This window comes from Streptomyces sp. NPDC055243 (assembly GCF_044544025.1).
Classification (GTDB): Bacteria; Actinomycetota; Actinomycetes; order Streptomycetales; family Streptomycetaceae; genus Streptomyces.
In genome coordinates this window covers 83,196-102,393 of the sequence record NZ_JBITWR010000012.1, presented here as the reverse complement: position 1 = coordinate 102,393, position 19,198 = coordinate 83,196, and the positions used below count along the sequence as shown (strand labels likewise).

At 71.6% G+C, this 19,198-nt stretch carries 19 protein-coding genes; 11 read left to right on the top strand and 8 right to left on the bottom strand.

Going from position 1 to position 19,198, the window contains the following annotated elements; genetic code table 11:
* The first annotated feature begins 88 nt into the window (after positions 1-88).
* The 7 genes from ACIGXX_RS30780 to ACIGXX_RS30750 all read left to right on the top strand — a co-directional run bounded on the left by ACIGXX_RS30780 (position 89) and on the right by ACIGXX_RS30750 (position 9,618).
* A complete protein-coding gene (locus tag ACIGXX_RS30780; protein ID WP_351164936.1) occupies positions 89-943 on the top strand; it encodes an RNA methyltransferase in 855 nt (284 codons plus the stop codon).
* A 55-nt stretch (positions 944-998) separates the two neighbouring features.
* Positions 999-2,144: an ATP-binding protein gene (locus tag ACIGXX_RS30775; RefSeq protein WP_351164935.1), complete on the top strand. Its 1,146-nt coding sequence runs from the start codon at positions 999-1,001 to the stop codon at positions 2,142-2,144.
* Positions 2,145-2,321: 177 nt separating this feature from the next.
* The gene (gene pheS / locus ACIGXX_RS30770; protein ID WP_351164934.1) at positions 2,322-3,452 is read left to right on the top strand and encodes a phenylalanine--tRNA ligase subunit alpha; all 1,131 of its coding nucleotides are present in this window, start codon (positions 2,322-2,324) and stop codon (positions 3,450-3,452) included.
* Positions 3,452-5,962: a phenylalanine--tRNA ligase subunit beta gene (gene pheT, locus ACIGXX_RS30765; protein WP_361463195.1), complete on the top strand. Its 2,511-nt coding sequence runs from the start codon at positions 3,452-3,454 to the stop codon at positions 5,960-5,962. Before pheS ends, pheT begins: the two co-directional genes overlap by 1 nt.
* A gap of 334 nt (positions 5,963-6,296) precedes the next feature.
* Entirely contained in the window at positions 6,297-7,334 is a 1,038-nt protein-coding gene (locus ACIGXX_RS30760; RefSeq protein WP_361463197.1) for a PP2C family protein-serine/threonine phosphatase, read from the top strand.
* A 267-nt stretch (positions 7,335-7,601) separates the two neighbouring features.
* The gene (locus ACIGXX_RS30755; protein ID WP_351164930.1) at positions 7,602-8,951 is read left to right on the top strand and encodes a transcriptional regulator; all 1,350 of its coding nucleotides are present in this window, start codon (positions 7,602-7,604) and stop codon (positions 8,949-8,951) included.
* Positions 8,952-9,075: 124 nt separating this feature from the next.
* Positions 9,076-9,618, top strand: coding sequence for an NUDIX hydrolase (locus tag ACIGXX_RS30750; protein ID WP_351164929.1), 543 nt, complete (start codon positions 9,076-9,078; stop codon positions 9,616-9,618).
* Here ACIGXX_RS30750 and ACIGXX_RS30745 read toward each other — a convergent pair.
* Complete coding sequence (locus ACIGXX_RS30745; RefSeq protein WP_351164928.1) at positions 9,615-9,872, bottom strand: hypothetical protein; 258 nt, start codon at positions 9,870-9,872, stop codon at positions 9,615-9,617. The genes ACIGXX_RS30750 and ACIGXX_RS30745 overlap by 4 nt on opposite strands.
* 229 nt (positions 9,873-10,101) lie before the next feature.
* On the bottom strand, positions 10,102-10,962 hold the full coding sequence (locus tag ACIGXX_RS30740) for a 3-hydroxybutyryl-CoA dehydrogenase (RefSeq protein ID WP_351164927.1): 861 nt from the start codon (positions 10,960-10,962) through the stop codon (positions 10,102-10,104).
* A gap of 178 nt (positions 10,963-11,140) precedes the next feature.
* Between ACIGXX_RS30740 and ACIGXX_RS30735 the strand changes: the two genes are divergently transcribed.
* Positions 11,141-12,373 carry a glycoside hydrolase family 10 protein gene (locus tag ACIGXX_RS30735; protein ID WP_399980448.1) on the top strand — a complete coding sequence of 411 codons (1,233 nt, stop codon included), beginning with the start codon at positions 11,141-11,143 and terminating at the stop codon, positions 12,371-12,373.
* 27 nt (positions 12,374-12,400) lie between these two features.
* Here the strand turns inward: ACIGXX_RS30735 and ACIGXX_RS30730 are convergent, their stop codons facing one another.
* Together ACIGXX_RS30730 and ACIGXX_RS30725 are read right to left on the bottom strand one after the other, a co-directional pair.
* On the bottom strand, positions 12,401-12,595 hold the full coding sequence (locus ACIGXX_RS30730; protein WP_351164925.1) for a DUF1918 domain-containing protein: 195 nt from the start codon (positions 12,593-12,595) through the stop codon (positions 12,401-12,403).
* 91 nt (positions 12,596-12,686) lie between these two features.
* Positions 12,687-13,649, bottom strand: coding sequence for a DMT family transporter (locus tag ACIGXX_RS30725; protein WP_351164923.1), 963 nt, complete (start codon positions 13,647-13,649; stop codon positions 12,687-12,689).
* Here ACIGXX_RS30725 and ACIGXX_RS30720 point away from each other — a divergent pair.
* On the top strand, positions 13,648-15,093 hold the full coding sequence (locus ACIGXX_RS30720) for a PLP-dependent aminotransferase family protein (protein WP_351164922.1): 1,446 nt from the start codon (positions 13,648-13,650) through the stop codon (positions 15,091-15,093). The genes ACIGXX_RS30725 and ACIGXX_RS30720 overlap by 2 nt on opposite strands.
* A gap of 58 nt (positions 15,094-15,151) precedes the next feature.
* On the top strand, positions 15,152-15,592 hold the full coding sequence (locus ACIGXX_RS30715; protein WP_361463200.1) for a GNAT family N-acetyltransferase: 441 nt from the start codon (positions 15,152-15,154) through the stop codon (positions 15,590-15,592).
* Here ACIGXX_RS30715 and ACIGXX_RS30710 read toward each other — a convergent pair.
* The 4 genes from ACIGXX_RS30710 to ACIGXX_RS30695 all read right to left on the bottom strand — a co-directional run bounded on the left by ACIGXX_RS30710 (position 15,543) and on the right by ACIGXX_RS30695 (position 17,970).
* A complete protein-coding gene (locus tag ACIGXX_RS30710; protein ID WP_361463416.1) occupies positions 15,543-16,052 on the bottom strand; it encodes a DUF6314 family protein in 510 nt (169 codons plus the stop codon). The genes ACIGXX_RS30715 and ACIGXX_RS30710 overlap by 50 nt on opposite strands.
* Positions 16,053-16,119: 67 nt before the next feature.
* A complete protein-coding gene (locus ACIGXX_RS30705) occupies positions 16,120-17,106 on the bottom strand; it encodes an aldo/keto reductase (RefSeq protein ID WP_399980443.1) in 987 nt (328 codons plus the stop codon).
* Between the two features lie 105 nt (positions 17,107-17,211).
* Positions 17,212-17,685 carry a VOC family protein gene (locus tag ACIGXX_RS30700; protein WP_351164919.1) on the bottom strand — a complete coding sequence of 158 codons (474 nt, stop codon included), beginning with the start codon at positions 17,683-17,685 and terminating at the stop codon, positions 17,212-17,214.
* A gap of 108 nt (positions 17,686-17,793) precedes the next feature.
* Positions 17,794-17,970: a hypothetical protein gene (locus ACIGXX_RS30695; protein WP_351164918.1), complete on the bottom strand. Its 177-nt coding sequence runs from the start codon at positions 17,968-17,970 to the stop codon at positions 17,794-17,796.
* A gap of 147 nt (positions 17,971-18,117) precedes the next feature.
* Here ACIGXX_RS30695 and argC point away from each other — a divergent pair, with 147 nt between their 5' ends.
* Positions 18,118-19,146 (top strand): N-acetyl-gamma-glutamyl-phosphate reductase, encoded by a 1,029-nt coding sequence (argC, locus tag ACIGXX_RS30690; RefSeq protein WP_399980438.1) that lies wholly within the window; start codon positions 18,118-18,120, stop codon positions 19,144-19,146.
* Positions 19,147-19,198 lie beyond the last annotated feature (52 nt).

Sequence of the window (19,198 nt, the reverse complement as noted above, 5' to 3'; positions counted from 1 at the left end):
CCGCGGGTCGTGGAGGGCTTGTCGCGCAGTTCCCCGCGCCCCTGACGGGGCCCTCGACCCCGTTCCGTACACGCACGAAAGTGACTTGATGCCCGCCAGCCCCGAGTTGATCTCCCCCAAGTCCCCGCGCGTCAGCGCCGCACGGCGGTTGGCCAAGCGGAACTTCCGGGGGAAGGAGCAGCTGTTTCTCGCCGAGGGGCCGCAGGCCGTGCGGGAGGCCGCCGCGTACGGTGACACGGCCGACACGCTCGTCGAGCTGTTCGCCACCGTCGAGGCCGCCGAGCGCTACGCCGACATCGTCGGCGAGGCCCGTGCCGCCGGTGCCCGGCTGCATCTGGCGGACGAGGACGTCATCGCCGACATCTCCACCACCGTCACGCCCCAGGGGCTCGTCGGCGTCTGCCGGTTCGTCGACACCCCCTTCGAGAGCATCCTCGCCGCCAGGCCCAAGCTGGTCGCCGTCCTCGCGCACGTCCGTGACCCCGGGAACGCCGGCACCGTGCTGCGCTGCGCGGATGCCGCGGGAGCCGACGCGGTCGTCCTGACGGACGCCTCCGTGGATCTCTACAACCCCAAGTGCGTGCGCGCCTCGGTCGGTTCGCTGTTCCATCTGCCCGTGGCCGTCGGCGTACCCGTCGAGCGGGCCGTCCAGGGGCTCAAGGACGCGGGCGTACGCATCCTCGCGGCCGACGGGGCGGGCGAGGACGACCTCGACGACGAGCTCGACAAGGGCGCCATGGGCACCCCCTCCGCCTGGGTCTTCGGCAACGAGGCCTGGGGGCTCCCGGAGGAGACCCGCGCACTCGCCGACGCCGTGGTGCGCGTTCCGATCCACGGCAGAGCCGAAAGCCTCAACCTCGCTACGGCGGCGGCCGTGTGCCTCTATGCGTCCGCCCGTGCACAGCGTGCGGCTGGAGGGTGCCGTTCCGTCACTCCCAGCTAGTAGGGTGACGGGCTCGGAGGCCTCCTGCGCCGGTCCGAGAGGTGGGGTACGGGGAATGAGCATCGGCACGAGCAGATCACCGGGAGTACAGGACATCCTGTGTACTCGCGCGGACCATGGCGCCCTCGGTGACCTCGGCGGCGGGCTCGGCATCCACCCGGACGACCTCCCCGACGGCCTGGTCGTCGCGGACGAGACGGGCCACGTCATCTGCTTCAACGCCGCGGCCGAGCGCATCACCGCCGTCCGCGCCGCCGACGCGCTGGGCGCCCCGCTGGACCAGGCGCTCCCGTTAGAGGACCTCGAAGGCCGCCGCTGGTGGCGGCTGACCGATCCGTACGGCGGCCTCGCCACCCGCTTCGCCCAGCCCGAGCGCAATCTGCTGCTCCCCGGCGGGCGCGAGGTCCTCGTCTCCGCTCGCTATGTGCGCACCGCGCCCACCGGCCCCGTCCGCCGGGTCGTCGTCTCCATCCGCGACACCGAGGCCCGCCGCCGCACCGAGCGCAGCCACGCGGAGCTGATCGCCACCGTCGCCCACGAGCTCCGCTCGCCCCTCACCTCCGTGAAGGGCTTCACGGCGACGCTGCTCGCCAAGTGGGAGCGGTTCACCGACGACCAGAAGAAACTGATGCTGGAGACGGTGGACGCCGACGCCAACCGCGTCACGCGGCTCATCGCCGAGCTCCTCGACATCTCACGGATCGACTCCGGGCGCCTCGAACTGCGCCGTCAGCCCGTGGACATCGGCGCCGCCGTCGGCCGCCACATCCAGGCCCACGTCGCCTCGGGCCAGGACGCCGATCGCTTCCTCGTGCGGATACAGCGGCCGCTGCCCGACTGCTGGGCCGACCCCGACAAGATCGACCAGGTGCTCAGCAACCTGCTGGAAAATGCCGTGCGGCACGGCGAGGGCACTGTCACCATCGACGTGGCACCCTCCTCGTCCCCACGTGAGCGGGGCGGGGCCGAAACGGCCGTGACCGTCAGCGACGAGGGGTCCGGCATTCCGGAGGAATCGATGGGCCGCGTCTTCACCCGCTTCTGGCGGGGCAGCAAGCGCGGCGGGACGGGACTCGGCTTGTACATCGTGAAGGGCATCGTGGAGGCGCACGGCGGGACGATCACCGTCGGCCGCGCGCCCGGCGGCGGCGCCCAGTTCCGATTTACGTTGCCCGTGAGCACTCCGGCGTACCTCCTGTGATCATCACCGAGCTGCACTGATCACCTCTGATCCGCCCGAGCACCGCCCGCGGGCTCATTCACCTGCGCCACCCCCGTTAGACTCGATCCTTGGCACGTTTGCGTCCCCCTATGTGGACGATTCGTCTCCGAGTCGTAGACGGGGACCATCACCAGCCAACCGGAAGCACGGGAAGAGATGTCGGCACCGAACAAGTCGTACGACCCTGTTGAGGTCGAGGCACTGAAACCTGAAGAGATCGAGCGCATGCGGGACGAGGCGCTCGCCGCCTTCGCCGCCGCGGGCGACCTCGAACAGCTCCAGGAGGCCAAGGTCGCGCACACCGGCGGCACCTCGCCGCTGGCCCTCGCCAACCGCGAGATCGGCGCGCTGCCCCCGCAGGCCAAGGCCGAGGCCGGCAAGCGCGTCGGCATGGCGCGCGGCGCCGTGAGCAAGGCGCTCGCCGCCCGGCAGACCGAGCTCGAGGCCGAGCGCGACGCCCGGGTGCTCGTCGAGGAGGCGGTGGACGTCACGCTGCCGTACGACCGCGTCCCGGCCGGTGCCCGGCACCCGCTGACCACGTTCATGGAGCGGGTCGCGGACGTCTTCGTCGCCATGGGCTACGAGATCGCGGAGGGCCCCGAGGTCGAGGCGGAGTGGTTCAACTTCGACGCCCTGAACTTCACCCCGGACCACCCGGCCCGGCAGATGCAGGACACGTTCTTCGTCCAGGGCCCGAAGGGTACGGACGGGGACGAGTCCGGTGTCGTGCTGCGCACCCACACCTCCCCGGTGCAGGCCCGCGCGCTCCTGGAGCGCCGCGAGCCGCCCGTCTACATCGTCTGCCCCGGCCGTGTGTACCGCACGGACGAGCTGGACGCGACGCACACCCCGGTCTTCCACCAGATCGAGCTGCTCGCCGTGGACGAGGGCCTGACCATGGCCGACCTCAAGGGCACCCTGGACCACATGGTCCAGTCGCTCTTCGGCGCGGACATGAAGACGCGCCTGCGCCCGAACTACTTCCCGTTCACCGAGCCGTCCGCCGAGATGGACATGGTCTGCTACGTCTGCCGCGGCGAGTCCGTGGGCAACCCCGACCGCCCCTGCCGCACCTGCGGCAGCGAGGGCTGGATCGAGCTGGGCGGCTGCGGCATGGTCAACCCGAAGGTGCTCACCGCCTGCGGCGTCGACCCCCAGAAGTACAGCGGATTCGCCTTCGGGTTCGGCATCGAACGGATGCTGATGTTCCGCCACAACGTCGAAGACATGCGAGACATGGTCGAGGGTGACGTCCGGTTCACCCGGCCCTTCGGGATGGAGATCTGATGCGGGTCCCGCTTTCCTGGCTGCGGGAGTACGTCGATCTCCCCGCCACCGAGACCGGCCGTGACGTACAGGCCAAGCTCATCGAGGTCGGCCTCGAGGTCGAGACCGTCGAGCAGCTCGGCTCCGGCCTCACCGGTCCGCTCGTCGTCGGCAAGGTCCTCACCATCGAGGAGCTGACGGAGTTCAAGAAGCCCATCCGCTTCTGCACCGTCGACGTCGGCTCCGCCAACGGCACCGGCGAGCCGCAGGAGATCGTCTGCGGCGCACGGAACTTCACGCAAGGCGACAAGGTCGTCGTCGTGCTCCCGGGCGCCGTCCTGCCCGGCGACTTCAAGATCGCCGCGCGCAAGACGTACGGCAAGACCTCGCACGGCATGATCTGCTCCGGCGACGAGCTGGGCATGGGCGACGACGGAAGCGGCGGCATCATCGTCCTTCCGCCCGAGCACGAGGCCGGCTCCGACGCCATCAAGCTGCTCGAACTGGTCGACGAGGTCCTGGACATCGCCGTCACGCCCGACCGCGGGTACGCCCTGTCGATGCGTGGCGTCGCCCGCGAGACCGCCATCGCGTACGGCCTGCCGCTGCGCGACCCGGCGCTCCTGGACGTGCCCGCGCCGAACGCCTCCGGCTACCCGGTCAAGATCTCCGACCCGATGGGCTGCGACCGCTTCACCGCGCGCACGGTCACCGGGCTCCGCCCCGAGGCCCGCTCGCCGATCTGGCTGCAGCGCCGTCTGCAGAAGGCGGGCATGCGCCCGATCTCGCTCGCCGTCGACATCACGAACTACGTGATGCTGGAGCTCGGCCAGCCCCTGCACGCCTACGACCGCTCCCGCATCCAGGGCACGATCGGCGTGCGCCGTGCCGAGCAGGGCGAGAAGTTCACGACGCTCGACGGCGCCAAGCGCGTCCTGGACGCCGAGGACCTGGTCATCACCGACGACCGCGGCCCGATCGGCCTCGCGGGCGTCATGGGCGGCGCCAACACCGAGATCGCGGACCACGAGGAAGCGGCCGGAACCACCGACGTCGTCATCGAGGCCGCGCACTTCGACGCGATCTCCATCGCCCGCACGGCCCGGCGCCACAAGCTGCCCTCCGAGGCGGCCAAGCGCTTCGAGCGCGGCGTCGACCCGCAGGCCGCCTCCGCCGCCGCGCAGCGCACGGTGGATCTCCTGGTCCTGCTCGCGGGCGGCACCGCCGAGTCCGGGGTCACCGAGGTCATCGCGCCCTCCGCGCCCCACACGATCAGCATGCCCGCCGATCACCCGGACAAGGTCGCCGGTGTGGAGTACGGCCGCGAGACGGTCGTCCGCCGTCTTCAGGAGGTTGGCTGCGACGTCTACGGCCAGGACGCCCTGACCGTCACCGTCCCGTCCTGGCGTCCCGACCTCGCCGAGCCGAACGACCTCGCCGAAGAGGTCATCCGGCTCGAGGGGTACGAGAACCTCCCCTCGACGCTGCCCAAGCCCCCCGCGGGCCGCGGCCTGACCGACCGGCAGCGGCTGCACCGCCGCATCGGCCGCGCGCTCGCCGGCAGCGGTTTCGTCGAGGCGCCGAACTACCCGTTCATCGGCGAGCAGGTCTTCGACCAGCTGGGCCTGGAGCCCGGCGACCCCAAGCGCAGGGTCGTGAAGCTGGTCAACCCGCTCTCCGACGAGGAGCCCGCTCTTCGTACGACGCTGCTGCCGGGCCTGCTCGGCGCGCTGCGCCGCAACGAAGGCCGCGGCAGCCACGACCTGGCGCTCTTCGAGACGGGGCTGGTCTTCCAGCCGCGTGACGAAGCCCGGGTCGCGGTGCGGCTTCCGGTGGACCGCCGTCCCACGGACGAGGAGATCGCCTCTCTGACCGAGGCGCTCCCCGTCCAGCCGCGGCACGCCGCCGTCGTCCTCGCGGGCGCCCGCGAGCAGGCCGGCTGGTGGGGCAAGGGCCGTCCGTCCGAGTGGGCCGACGCGGTCCAGGCCGCGCGCGCCCTGGCCGCCGAGTCGGGCACCGAACTGCTCGTGCGCCAGGGCCAGTACGGCCCGTGGCACCCGGGCCGGTGTGCCGAGCTCGCCGTCGTGATCGACGGTGCCGAGCAGGTCATCGGGTACGCGGGCGAGCTGCACCCGCGCGTCGTCAAGGCCCTTGGTCTGCCCGCGCGCACCTGCGCGATGGAGCTCGACCTGGACCGCCTGGAGGACGCGAGCTCCGGTGTCCCGCAGGGGCCGAAGATCTCCACCTTCCCGGTCGCCACGCAGGACGTCGCGCTCGTCGTGGACGAGGGCGTCCCGTCCGCCGACGTCGAGAAGGTGCTGCGCGAGGGCGCGGGTGAACTCCTGGAGTCCATCCGCCTGTTCGACGTCTTCACCGGCGATCAGGTCGGCGCGGGCAAGAAGTCCCTCGCGTACGCGCTGCGCTTCCGCGCTGCCGACCGCACGCTGACCGTCGACGAGGCCTCCGCGGCCCGTGACGCGGCCGTCGCGCTGGCGGCCGAGCGGACCGGCGCGGTGCTGCGCGGAGCGTAGTCACCGCCTGTAGTCGCCGCCAGGCGCACAAGAGGCGCAAAGAAGGGCGTATCCGGACCTCCGGGTACGCCCTTCACTCGTTTGAGTGACAAGTAAGCCCTCTCTGGCCCGATTGGCTCAGGCGGTCGACAGAATCAATCCGGCCGCAGGAGCGTGATCTCTGGGCGGCCTGCGCGGCCTGCACGCTGAACAGGGCCTTAGGGGGGCCGTCGGCATGATCCGTATGAGGGCTGGAGCTCCCCGTCGGGTGCTGCTCCGGGCGAGGGGCCGGACCAGGTTCCGGGCAAGGGGCCCGACCCGCTTCCGGGCGCGGGCCCGGGCGAGGGTGTCGCGCATGGACCCGCCGCGGATCCGGCGCGTCCTCACGCTCGGCCTCCCCACGGTGTGGGGCGCGGCCGCCATCACGTACAAACTCGTCTGTCCGCTCGCCCAGCAGGACGGCATCGGGGCGCGGATCGCCACCAGCGCGGTCTTCTTCGCGGTCGGCACCGGCCTGATATGGCACGTCCGCAGCACGCTGCTGCGGGAGTTGCGCCAGCTGCGCGAGATCGCGGGCGCCGCGCAGAACGTCCTGCTGCGCCCGCTGCCGCCCCGTGTCGAGGGCCTGACCGTCGCGGCCGGGCGGCTCTCCGCGTCCCGCGGCGCCTCCGTCGGCGGCGATCTGTACGAGGTCGCGGCCACCGATCACGGCGTCCGCGTCGTCATGGGCGACGTGCGCGGGCACGGCCTGACCGCGATCGGCACGGCCGCCGCGGTCCTCGGCTGCTTCCGCGAGGCGGCGTACGAAGAGGTGGAACTGCCGCACGTGCTCAGGAAGTTGGAGCGCGCCCTGGGGCGGCATCTGCGGGAGCGGGCGCGGGCCGAGCATCCGGCGAGCGGCGGAGCCGCGCCGGACACCCCCCTGGCCGAGGAGTTCGTCACCGTACTCCTGATGGAGATCAGTCCCGAAGGCGAGATGACCGCGCTCAACTGCGGTCACCCCTGGCCGTACCGCCTGAGCGGGCACGCCGAGCCGGTGGTCGGCGGGGAGCCGCTGCCGCCGCTCGGCCCCTTCCCGCTCCCCGCCGAACTGCCCGTACTGCACTGTGGACCGCTCCTTCCGGGTGAGGCGCTCGTGCTGCACACGGACGGCATGGAGGATGCGAGGGACGCGGCCGGGCGGTTCTTCCCGCTCCGGGCGGCGCTCACCGAAGCGGTGCGGGTCCCGCCGGTCGCGCCCCGGACGGTGGTCCGCTCGGTGTACGCCCAACTCCTGCGTCACACCGGGCGGTTGCCCGCCGACGACGCCGCGCTCCTGGTTCTGCGCAACGACCGCCGACGGGTGCCCCAGCAGCAGGGGGAGACGGTGCGTCGGCAGAGCACCATGACGTGACGCACCGTCAACCTTCCCCGGCCGTGCGCCGCCCGACCCCGCCCAGGAGTGTCGGGCAGACGGCGGGGCGGACGGCGCCGGTGAGGGCCGCCGCACTTTTCGAGGGGGAGCCGGCGGCCCGGCCGGCCTCCTTGTGAGGAACCTCAGTCAAGCGTGACGGGAGTGGCGGCGGCAGAGCGCACACCCCCCGGATTCGGGCGTTCCGTTCACACCCCGTGTGAAGTCACCTCTACTACGCTGGCCACACCGAGCCACCGGAGGGCCTCCATGCAGCCCAATACCCTGCTCGACGCGATCCTCGACGAGGCGGGAATCTCCCACGCGGGCCTGGCTGCCCACGTCAATCAGGCAGGGAAGAGGCGCGGCCTCGCCCTGCGTTACGAACACACCGCCGTGTCGCGGTGGTTGAAGGGCCAGCGTCCGCGCGGCCAGGTGCCCGACCTGATCTGCGAGGTCCTCGCGGGGCGGCTCCAGCGCACCGTCACCCTGGACGACATCGGCCTCGGAGTGCCGGGCCTGCCGGTCGCGGGATCAGGGTCCGTGGCCTCGACGCTGTCCGGCTTCGTGGAGCGGGCCACCGCCCTGTGGCGCTCCGACGAACAGCAGCGCCCGCATCTGCTCGGCGCCCCCGCCGTCACCGGAACGCCCGCGGTGATGCCCGTGTGGGAGTGGGAGAACCCGCCCGAGGACGTGGACGTCTCCCGCGGCGGCCGGCATCAGGTCAGCACCGCGGACATCGACATGATGCGCGCGGCCCGCGCCCACTACGAGCAGATGTACCGCAAGACCGGCGGCATCGCGACCCGCACCCGCATCGTCGGCTTCCTCAACGCGGAGGCCGCGCCCCTGCTGCGGGGCAGCTACACGGACGAGACGGGACGCCAACTGCACAGATCCACCGGAGGGTTGGTGGCCATCGCGGGCATCTGCGCCTACGACTCGGACGCCCACGGCCTGGCCCAGCGCTACTTCCACCAGGCCCTGCGTCTCGCGAAGGCCAGCGGAGACAGGGGACTTGGCGCCTACGTCATCGCGCTCCTGGTCAACCAGTCGCTCTTCATGCGCGAATACCGCCAGGCGGTGGCCTTCGCGGAGGCCGCGCTGCGCGCCGCGGGGCGCGAGCTCACCCCGGCCCTGGCATCCGATCTCTACGCCATGCAGGCCAAGTCGTACGCACACCTGGGCGACGGCAGCAGCGCGCTGTCCTGCATCCGGCGTGCGGAAGGCGCGGCGGACCGCATCCGGCGTGGGCGCGAGCCGGACGAGACCGGGTATGTCCAGCCCGGGCTCGTCAACGTACAAGTGGCGGAGGCGCTGCTCAGCCTCGGCGACCTCACGGGTGCGTACGAGCACGCGGCGGCAGCGGTGGACACGCCGGCTCACGACCGGGGCCGGGTCCATCGGCTCGCCATGCTCAGCCAGATCGAACTGCGCCAGGGGAACACCGACGAGGCCGTGGCCACGGCGGTGGAAATGGCAGAACAGGCACGGGGGATGGAGTCCCAACGGCTGCGCGACCGGCTGCGGGCCGTGCGGGAACACCTGGTACGCAGCGACTGCGCGGGCACGGCCGAGGCGGCCGAACTCATCGACGGGGCGCTGCGCGTACCCCTGTGATGCGCACCGCGCGTACGACGGCGACAACACACGGCGAGCACTGAACCCCGACGTCGTTCACACGCTGCTCTGAACACCCTCCTGCTGCGATATTGCCATCTACTCGGCGGAAGGTGGCAGAACCGTGCAGTGGACGAAACAAAGCGAACAAACTGTGTATGGAAATCGATGGTTCACGGTCAATCTGGCAGATGTCGAACTGCCCGACGGCCGGCACCTCGACCACTTCCTGATACGGCTGCGGCCCGTCGCCGTGGCCACCGTCGTCAATGAGGCCAACGAGGTGCTGCTCCTGTGGCGGCACCGGTTCATCACCGACAGCTGGGGCTGGGAACTGGCCGCGGGTGTCGTCGAGGACGGGGAGGAGCTCGCTTACGCGGCCGCCCGGGAAATGGAGGAAGAGACCGGCTGGCGGCCGGGCCCGTTACGACACCTGATGAGTGTCGAGCCGTCCAATGGGCTCACCGACGCCGTGCACCACATCTACTGGTCGGATGAGTGCACCTACATCGGTCATCCCGAGGACGACTTCGAGTCCGACCGCCGTGAATGGGTCCCACTCAAACTCGTCCCTGACATGGTGGCCCGCGGTGAAGTGCCGGCCGCCAACATGGCGGCGGCGCTCCTGCTCCTGCACCACCTGCGTCTTGGCCAGGACGCGCACTAACGGCCGATGGCCTGCCAGATTGCCACGGCGAGCGCACCTACCGCCGTCAGGGCGAGAAGGGCGGGCAGCGGCCAGCGTGTGTGCTCGAGTGCTGCGATCCGTACGGTCAGTTCATCCTGATTCTTGACGCTTTGTTCGTCATGTTGGGTGAGCAACGCCAGCTGTCCGTCGACGCGGGCGAGACCCACGTCCAAGCTTCGGCGTAACTCGGCGAGTTCTTCGGGGACCACGCGAGGTTCGGGGTCGGCGGTCACAGTTGCGTTCCTTTCTGTAGCTGTCCATCCCCCTGATGCGCACGGAAAGTCAACTCGCCTGGTGGCCAGGACGGGAGAGTGTGCGAAGGGCATATGCGAGCCCAGGGCGCACACGGTGTGTGAACGCCGCGGGCCCGGCACTCGATCGAGTGCCGGGCCCGCGTGCGGTGCGAAGTGCCGGGTGCCGGTGTGAGTCGTGTCCGGCGCGGACGTGTCAGGCGTGCAGGCGTCAGCCGTACGGGTAGAAGCCCGAGCCGGACTTGCGGCCGAGCCTGCCCGCGTCCACCATCCGCTGGAGCAGCGGGGGAGCGGCGTACAGCGGCTCCTTGTACTCGGCGTACATGCTGTCCGCGACCGAGGCGACGGTGTCCAGGCCGATCAGGTCGGCGAGCTTGAGCGGACCCATCGGGTGGGCGCAGCCCATCTCCATGCCGTTGTCGATGTCCTCGCGGCTCGCGATGCCCGACTCGAACATCCGGATCGCGGAGAGCAGATACGGGATGAGCAGTGCGTTGACCACGAAGCCCGAGCGGTCCTGGGCGCGGATCGCGTGCTTGCCGAGCACCTTCTCGACCATGGACTGCGCGCGGCTGATCGTGCCCTCGGACGTCGTGAGCGCGGGGATCAGCTCGACGAGCTGCTGCACCGGGGCCGGGTTGAAGAAGTGGATGCCGATGACCGCGTCCGGGCGGGAGGTGGCGACGGCCAGCTTCACCAGCGGGATGGACGAGGTGTTGGAGGCGAGGATCGCGTCCTGCCGCGTCACCACCTGGTCGAGCACCTGGAAGATCTCGGTCTTGACCGCCTCGTTCTCGACGACCGCCTCGATGACGAGGTCGCGGTCGGAGAACTCCCCGAGGTCGGTCGTGAAGCTGAGCCGGGCGAGCGTCGCGTCCCGCTCCTCCTCCGAGATCTTGCCGCGTTCGGCGGCCTTGGAGAGGGAGTTGTACAGCCGGGTGCGGCCGATCTCCAGGGCCTCGCCGGTGGTCTCCGCGACCTTCACATCGAGTCCGGAGCGGGCGCAGACCTCCGCGATCCCGGCGCCCATCTGGCCGCAGCCCACTACTCCGACGCGTTCGATGTCGGGCATAGAGTCGGTCACCTCGTGCCTTTCGCTGATCAACGGGCGGGCAGCCGCCGTACGGGTGCGGCGTCTGCCCCAGCGGTGAACGTTACTCCGGAACCTCCGGTGCATCACGTGCCGGGTCGGGCATGCTGTCCCCCAGAGACTGCGGTTCCGGCGGATACAGAGGCCAGGGGGCAAGCGGATGAGGCGTATGTCACGCCGAGGGTTCACGATGGCGGCAGCCGCGATGGTGGCGGGGCTCACAGCCGCGGGCGACGCGGCGGCCGTGCCCGGGAAGGCTCCTTCGCGCCGCGAACTGCGGGGCATGTGGCTGGCGACGGTCGCCAACCGCGACTGGCCCTCGAAGCCCGGCCTCACGGTGGCGGAGCAGCGCGCCCAGCTGATCGGCCATCTCGACACCGCCGTGCGGCGCCGGCTGAACGCCGTGATCTTCCAAGTGCGCCCCACCGCCGACGCGTTGTGGCCCTCGCCCTACGAGCCGTGGGCGGAGTGCCTCACCGGCGTGCAGGGCAAGCACCCCGGCTGGGACCCGCTGGGCACCGCCGTGGCCGAGGCGCACCGCAGGGGCCTTGAACTGCACGCCTGGTTCAACCCCTTCCGCATCGCCAACCACACGGACCCCTCACGCCTCGTCCCGACGCACCCCGCTCGGCTGCACCCGGAGTGGGTCGTGCCGTACGGCGGGAAGCTCTACTACAACCCCGGCCTGCCCGAGGTGCGGCGCTTCGTCCAGGACGCGATGCTCGACGCCGTGCGGCACTACGCCGTCGACGCGGTGCACTGGGACGACTACTTCTACCCGTACCCGGTCGCGGGCCAGGTCTTCGACGACGACGACGCCTTCGCGCGCTACGGCGGCGACTTCCCCGACCGGGCCGCCTGGCGGCGCGACAACATCGACCGCCTGGTGCGCGAGATGGGGACGCGGATCAAGAAGGTGCGCAAGCACGTGCAGTTCGGCATCAGCCCCTTCGGGGTCTGGCGCAACGCCTCGACCGATCCGATCGGTTCGGACACCCAGGCCGGCGTGCAGACCTACGACAATCTGCACGCCGACACGCGAGGCTGGGTCAAGAAGGGCTGGCTCGACTACATCTGCCCGCAGCTCTACTGGAACATCGGCTTCACCGTCGCGGACTACGGCAAGCTGCTGCCCTGGTGGGCCGATGTCGTCAAGGACACGGGCGTGCGCCTGTACGTGGGGGAGGCCCTCTACAAGGCGGGCGACCCCGCGCAGGCGGCACCCTGGCACGACCCCGCCGAGCTGTCCCGCCACCTCACGTTCGCCAAGGGGTTCCCGCAGGCACGCGGGCACGTGTACTTCTCGGCGAAGGAAGTGGGCGTGGACAAGATCGGCGCGATGGCGCGCGTGGTCGCCGACCACTATCAGCAGCGGGCCAGGCCGCCCCGCTGATCCGGTCTCCCGTCGGAAGCTCGGGAGCTACGAAGCCGGGTCCTGGTGTCGTACGACAGTGTCGGGGCCCGGTGACATCAGCGTCTCGTGACCGTCCTCGAAGCGGACGCGGTACGGCGGTCCGCCGTCCGCGCCGAGCACCTCGACGATCTGCCCGATCCGGTCGTGCTGGCCGACGATCCTGCCGTGCAGCACCAGCTCGTCGCCTACGGTTGCACGCATCTGGAGCGACCTCCTCGTCCCACCCTGCGGTTGCCTTCCGTGGCGGCAAGTCTACGTCCGGTGGCGGGAGCCGGTCCCCGGCCGTCGGCGCCTAGCCGCGCGCCCGTTGGGTGACCGCGATGCACACGAGGACGGCGGCGGCCGTCAGCGGCGCCGCGACCGTGAGGTGCTCGCCGAGCAGGAACACCGACCAGACCAGCGTGAGCAGCGGCTGCGCGAGCTGGAGCTGGCTGGCCTTGGGGACGCCGATCGCCGCCATCCCGCGGTACCAGACGACCAGGCCGAGGAACTGCGAGCCGATGGCTGCGTAGAGCAGCCCGGCGGTGCTGTGGCCGGTGAGCTGGAAGGGCTCGTGCTGGAGGGCGACGGCCGCCCCCACCACGGCGAGCGGCAGGCACAGGACCAGCGCCCAGCCGATGACCTGCCAGCCCGGCATCTCGCGGGCGAGGCGGCCGCCCTCGGTGTAGCCGGCGGCGCAGATGAGCAGCGAGGCGAAGAGGTAGAGGTCGGCGGTGGACAGGTCGCCGCCGCTCTGCTGCACGGTGAACGCGATGACCGCCGCCGCGCCGGTGAGGGCGGCGGCCCAGAACATCCGCGAGGGCCGCGCCCCGGTGCGCAGCGCCGAGAACACGGCGGTCGTCAGCGGGAGCAGGCCGACGACCACGGCCGCGTGGGCGGTGGTGGAGGTCTGCAGGGCGAGCGTGGTGAGCAGCGGGAAGCCGATGACGACTCCGGCGGCGACGACCGCGAGACCGGGCCAGTGGCGGCGGGCGGGCAGCGGTACGCGCAGGGCGAGCAGGGCGCCGCCCGCGATGACCGCGCTCAGGGCGCAGCGCAGGGCCACGAACGACCAGGGGCCGAAGCCTTCGAGGCCCCAGGCGGTGGAGGGGAAGGTGAGCGAGAACGCGATGACGCCGAGCGCGGCCATGACGGTGCCGCCGCGGCGGGAGCCGTGCCGGGGGGCGCCGACCGGTGCGGCCGGGGCTTCCCGCGGGCCCGTGGCGATGGTGACTGCTATCCGACTCGGGCGAGTAGCGCTATCCTGTGCTGTCATGCATGAGGGTAGCAGTGTGGCTGAGTTGGCAAAACAGTTGCGGGGTGAGCTCGACCGCTACTCACCTGGTGGAAAGCTGCCGTCGAGCCGGGCGCTGGTCGATCGGTTCAGGGTGAGCCCGGTGACCGTGTCGCGGGCCCTGGGGCAGCTGGCCGCCGAGGGCCTGGTCGTCTCGCGGCCCGGCGCCGGTGTCTTCCGCGCCGAGTCGCAGGCCGCCGCGGCGCCTGCGGGGGACACCTCGTGGCAGGAGGTGTCGCTGAGCGCGGACGCGGCCACGGAGCTGGTGCCGCGTGCGGTGGACGCCTCCGGGGTCCTGGTCACGCTCGCGGCGCCGCCGCCCGGCATTATCGAGTTCAACGGCGGCTATCTGCACCCTTCCCTGCAGCCCGAGCGCGCGATGGCGGCGGCCCTGGCGCGGGCGGGGCGGCGCCCCGGCGCGTGGGGCAGGCCCCCGATCGACGGGCTCCCCGAACTGCGGGAGTGGTTCGCGCGCGGCATCGGCGGCGCGATCACGGCCGCCGAGGTGCTGATCACCGCGGGCGGCCAGAGCGGGCTCACCACGGCGCTGCGGGCCCTGGCCCCGCCCGGTGCGCCGGTCCTGGTCGAGTCGCCCACCTACCCCGGCATGCTGGCGATCGCCCGCGCGGCGGGGCTGCGGCCGGTACCGGTGCCGGTGGACGTGGACGGCGTACGGCCCCAGCTGCTCGCCGCGGCGTTCAAGGCCACCGGGGCGCGGGTCTTCGTGTGCCAGCCGCTGTTCCAGAACCCGACGGGTGCGGTGCTCTCGGCGGAGCGGCGCCCGGAGGTGCTGCGCATCGCGCGCGAGGCCGGGGCCTTCGTCATCGAGGACGACTTCGTGCGCCGCCTCGTCCACGAGGACGCGGGCCCGCTGCCCAGGCCGCTCCAGTCCGACGACCCCGACGGTGTCGTCGTGCACGTCTGCTCGCTCACCAAGGCCACGTCGCCCAGTTTCCGGGTGAGCGCGCTCGCCGCCCGCGGCCCTGTCCTGGAGCGGCTGCGCGCGATCCAGGTCGTCGACCACTTCTTCGTGCCGAGACCGCTCCAGGAGGCGGCGCTCGAACTGGTCGGCTCCCCGGCCTGGCCGCGCCATCTGCGCCAGGTGGCGGGCGAGTTGAAGGACCGCAGGGACGCGATGACGGCGGCCCTGCGCCTGGAGCTGCCCGAACTCGCCCTGCCGCACGTCCCCGCGGGCGGCTACCTCCTGTGGCTGCGCCTGCCCGACGGCACGAACGAGGCGGACCTGGTGGGCGCGGCGCTGCGCGCGGGCGTCGCGGTGGCCCCCGGCCGCCCGTACTTCGCGGCCGAACCCACGGCGGCCCACCTGCGGTTGAGCTTCGCCGCGGTCGCGGGGGTGGGGGAGATCGGCGAGGGGGTGCGCAGGCTTCGCAGGGCGTGCGACGAGGTGCGGGGAGTGTCCGGCTGACGCGGTGCGGGGGGTGTCCGGCTGACGAAGTGCCGTGGCGCCTGCGAGCCTTGCGGTCATGACCGACGCAGCGTACGACCTCCCCGCCGGGTACGAGATCTCCACCGACGCCGCCCGCCTGGACGCGGCCCGCATCCATCAGTGGCTCTCCACGGACGCGTACTGGGCGAGGGGGCGGCCCCGCGAGAAGCAGGACCGCGCGATCGCCGGGTCGCTCAACTTCGGGCTCTACGAAACGGCTTCGGGCGAGCAGGTCGCGTACGCACGCGTCATCACGGACCACGCGACCTTCGCCTGGCTCTGCGACGTGTACGTCGACCGGGCGGTGCGCGGCAAGGGCCTGGGGAGTGCGCTGGTGACCGCCGTCAGGGACCACCTGGAGCCGTGCGGTCTGGGGCGGATTCTGCTGGCCACGGCCGATGCGCACGGGGTGTACGAGAAGGTCGGGTTCAGGGGTATCGAGGACCCGACGATATGGATGGCACTGGGCCGCCAGTGACGTGCCGCGTGTACGCGGTCGTGAGGATCAGGTCCTTGGCGGGTCCTGCCACGCGCCACCGCGTCCGCCAGTGCCGTGCGTCGTCGACCTCGAACTCGCCCCGGTAGAGGTCGAGCGCGCACGGATGGTCGGCGGTGTGCCGCCCGGTGCGCAGGTCCAGGTCGTGGAAGGGGCGGCCGTCGGCGAAGGTGACGCGGGCGGTGCCGGGCTCGTCGCCGGGCAGGAAGCGCAGGGTGCGTTCGGCGGGGCGGGCGGTGCCGCGCCAGGTGAAGGTGCCGGACTCGTGGTGCAGGAGACCCTCGCCGTCGTCCAGGGGCATGAACGCCGTCGTCCCCGTGAAGTGCCCCTCCGCGTTCCCCGCCAGGTCCCGCGCGGTCCGCTCCACCGTCCACGACCCGGCCAGGTACGCCAGCACGTCCGGCACGGCGTGGTGGGCGGCGCTCGGTGCGCTCCCCACCATCGCCGCGTCGGCCGGCTCATCCGCGAAAGGCATACCGGCAGGCTACGTGCCCGCCCACCCGCCGTGTCTACTTGTCGACGATGGCCAGGCTGCCCTCGTCGTAACGCGTGCCCGCGACCGCCTCCGCAGGGGCCGCCGCGTCGATCGCCGCGAGCTCGTCGGGGGAGAGCTCGACGTCGAGCGCGCCCAGGTTCTCCACGAGGTACTTCTCCCGGCGCGTGCCCGGAATCGGCACCACGTCGTCGCCGCGGTGCTGCACCCAGGCCAGGGCCAGCTGCCCCGCGGTGACGCCCTTCTCGTCGGCGAGGGAGTTGAGGGCGGCCACGATCGGCAGGTTCCGCTCCAGGTTCCCGTCGGCGAACCGCGGCTGCCCGCGCCGCATGTCGCCTTCCTGGAGGCCGTTCACGGAGGTGTAGCGCCCGGTGAGGAAGCCGCGCCCGAGCGGCGAGAACGGCACGAGGCCGATGCCCAGCTCCCGGCAGACCGGCGCGATCTCCGCCTCCAGGTCCCGCGTCCACAGCGACCACTCGCTCTGCAGCGCGGCGATGGGATGCACGGCGTGCGCCCGCCGGATCGTGCGCGTACTGGCCTCGGAGAGTCCGAGGTGGCGCACCTTCCCGGCCTCGACGAGCTCGGCCATCGCGCCGACGGTCTCCTCGATCGGCACGTTCTGGTCGACGCGGTGCAGGTAGTAGAGGTCGATGTGGTCGACCCCCAGGCGTCGCAGCGAGGCGTCGCACGCCTGGTGCACGTACGCCGCGTCGCCCCTGATCTGCGCGGGCTCGCCGAGGCGGTTGGCGAAGCCGAACTTCGTGGCGACGACGGCCTGTTCGCGCCGCCCGGCGAGCGCGCGGCCGATCAGCTCCTCGTTGTGGCCCGCGCCGTAGAAGTCGGAGGTGTCGAGCAGGCTGACGCCGAGGTCGAGGGCACGGTGGATCGTCGCGATCGACTGCGTGTCGTCCGAGACGCCGTACGCGTGGCTCATCCCCATGCAGCCGAGCCCCTGCGCCGAGACGGTCAGTGATCCGAGTCGGCGCGTGGGAATGCTGGTCATGCCGGTACCTCCAGGTGGAGCGTGTGCCCTTTTTCGGGCGGTCGCCCCGACCCTAGGAGCTGGAGTCGACTCCAAGTCAAACCATTTGTGCGGGCCTCGCGGCGGCTACTTCTGGTCCGCCGCCGCGTACAGCGCCGCCACGTCGATCTTCTTCATGCCGAGCATGGCCGCCATGGCGCGCTGCGCGCGCCCCTGGTCGGGGTCGGAGACGAGCTCGTCCAGGGCCGCGGGGACGACCTGCCAGGAGAGGCCGAACCTGTCCTTGAGCCAGCCGCACGGGCCTTCCTCGCCGCCCTCGGAGAGCTTGGTCCAGTAGTGGTCGACCTCTTCCTGGTCGGCGCAGGAGATCGTGAGGGAGACCGCTTCGTTGAAGGTGAACTGGGGGCCGCCGTTGAGCACGAGGTACTGCTGGCCGTCGAGTTCGAACTCGACCGTCATCACGGTCCCGGCCGGACGCGGCCCGGCCTCGCCGTAGTGGGAGACGTTCGTGATCTTCGAGTTCGGGAAGACGGAGACGTAGAACGTGGCGGCGTCCTCGCCCTGGGTGTCGAACCAGAGGGTGGGCGTGATGCGGGGCATGACTGCCTCCTGTCGTCGGCGGAGCCCGCGCGGGATGCGCTCGGGTCCTTGCGCCTGTACTGACCCTCGCGCCCGCCGGAACTCATCGCCGGGACACAACTTGCCCGGTCACTTCTCGGGCGGGCGCCGCTTGCTCGTCCCGCCCGCGTCGTACGTCTCCGGCTCCTCGACGACGTCGTTCTCGGTCGCCTCGGCGTCGGCGGGCCGCATCCGCTCCGGCGCCGCATTGGTCTTCCCGATCCAGCGCGCGCCCTGCGCCTCGTCGTCGCGTCGCTTCTCACCCATCGCTGCTCCTCGATCGTGGTACCGGTCGCTTCCCAGTAGCGCACCCAAGACCGGCGGCGGACCCGCTGGAACCCCCGAACGGGTGATCGGCTCATTGCATAAAGCTGCGTAGATACGTATAGTCATGCCATCAAGGAGGAGGGTTCCATGGCGGTACGTGCAGCAGTGGCGGGAGCGAGTGGGTACGCGGGCGGTGAATTGTTGCGTCTGCTGCTCGTCCACCCCGAGGTGGAGATCGGCTCCCTGACCGGCAACTCGAACGCGGGCCAGCGCCTGGGCGCCCTGCAGCCGCACCTGATGCCGCTCGCCGACCGCGTCCTGGAGCCGACCACCACAGAGGCCCTCGCCGGACACGACGTCGTCTTCCTCGCACTGCCCCACGGCCAGTCCGCCGCCGTCGCCGAGCAGCTCGGGCCGGACGTCCTCGTCGTCGACATGGGCGCCGACTTCCGGCTGAAGGACGCGGCCGACTGGGAGAAGTTCTACGGCAGCGAGCACGCCGGGACCTGGCCGTACGGCCTGCCCGAACTGCCGGGAGCCCGCGCGGCCCTCGAAGGCTCCAAGCGCATCGCCGTGCCCGGCTGCTATCCCACCGCCGTCTCGCTCGCGCTCTCTCCCGCGTACGCCGCCGGGCTCGCCGAGGCCGAGGCGGTCGTCGTCGCCGCCTCCGGGACCTCGGGCGCGGGCAAGGCGCCCAAGCCGAACCTGCTGGGCTCCGAGGTCATGGGCTCCGTGTCGCCGTACGGCGTCGGCGGCGTCCACCGGCACACCCCGGAGATGATCCAGAACCTCTCCGCCGCCGCGGGCACCCCCGTCACCGTCTCCTTCACGCCGACCCTGGCCCCGATGCCCCGCGGCATCCTCGCCACGTGCAGCGCTAAGGCGACCGAGGGTGTCACCGCCGAGTCCGTGCGGGCCGCGTACGAGAAGGCCTACGCGGACGAGCCGTTCGTGCACCTGCTTCCCGAGGGGCAGTGGCCCGCGACCGCCGCCGTGTACGGCTCGAACGCCGTACAGATCCAGGTCGCGTACGACGAGGCGGCGGGGCGCGTCATCGTGATCAGCGCCATCGACAACCTCACCAAGGGCACCGCGGGCGGCGCCCTGCAGAGCATGAACATCGCACTCGGGCTCCCGGAGGAGCTCGGTCTTTCCACGATCGGAGTGGCTCCGTGAGCGACGCACGCGCGGCCGCCGGGCCGCAGATGACAACGGACCGCGCGCCTCT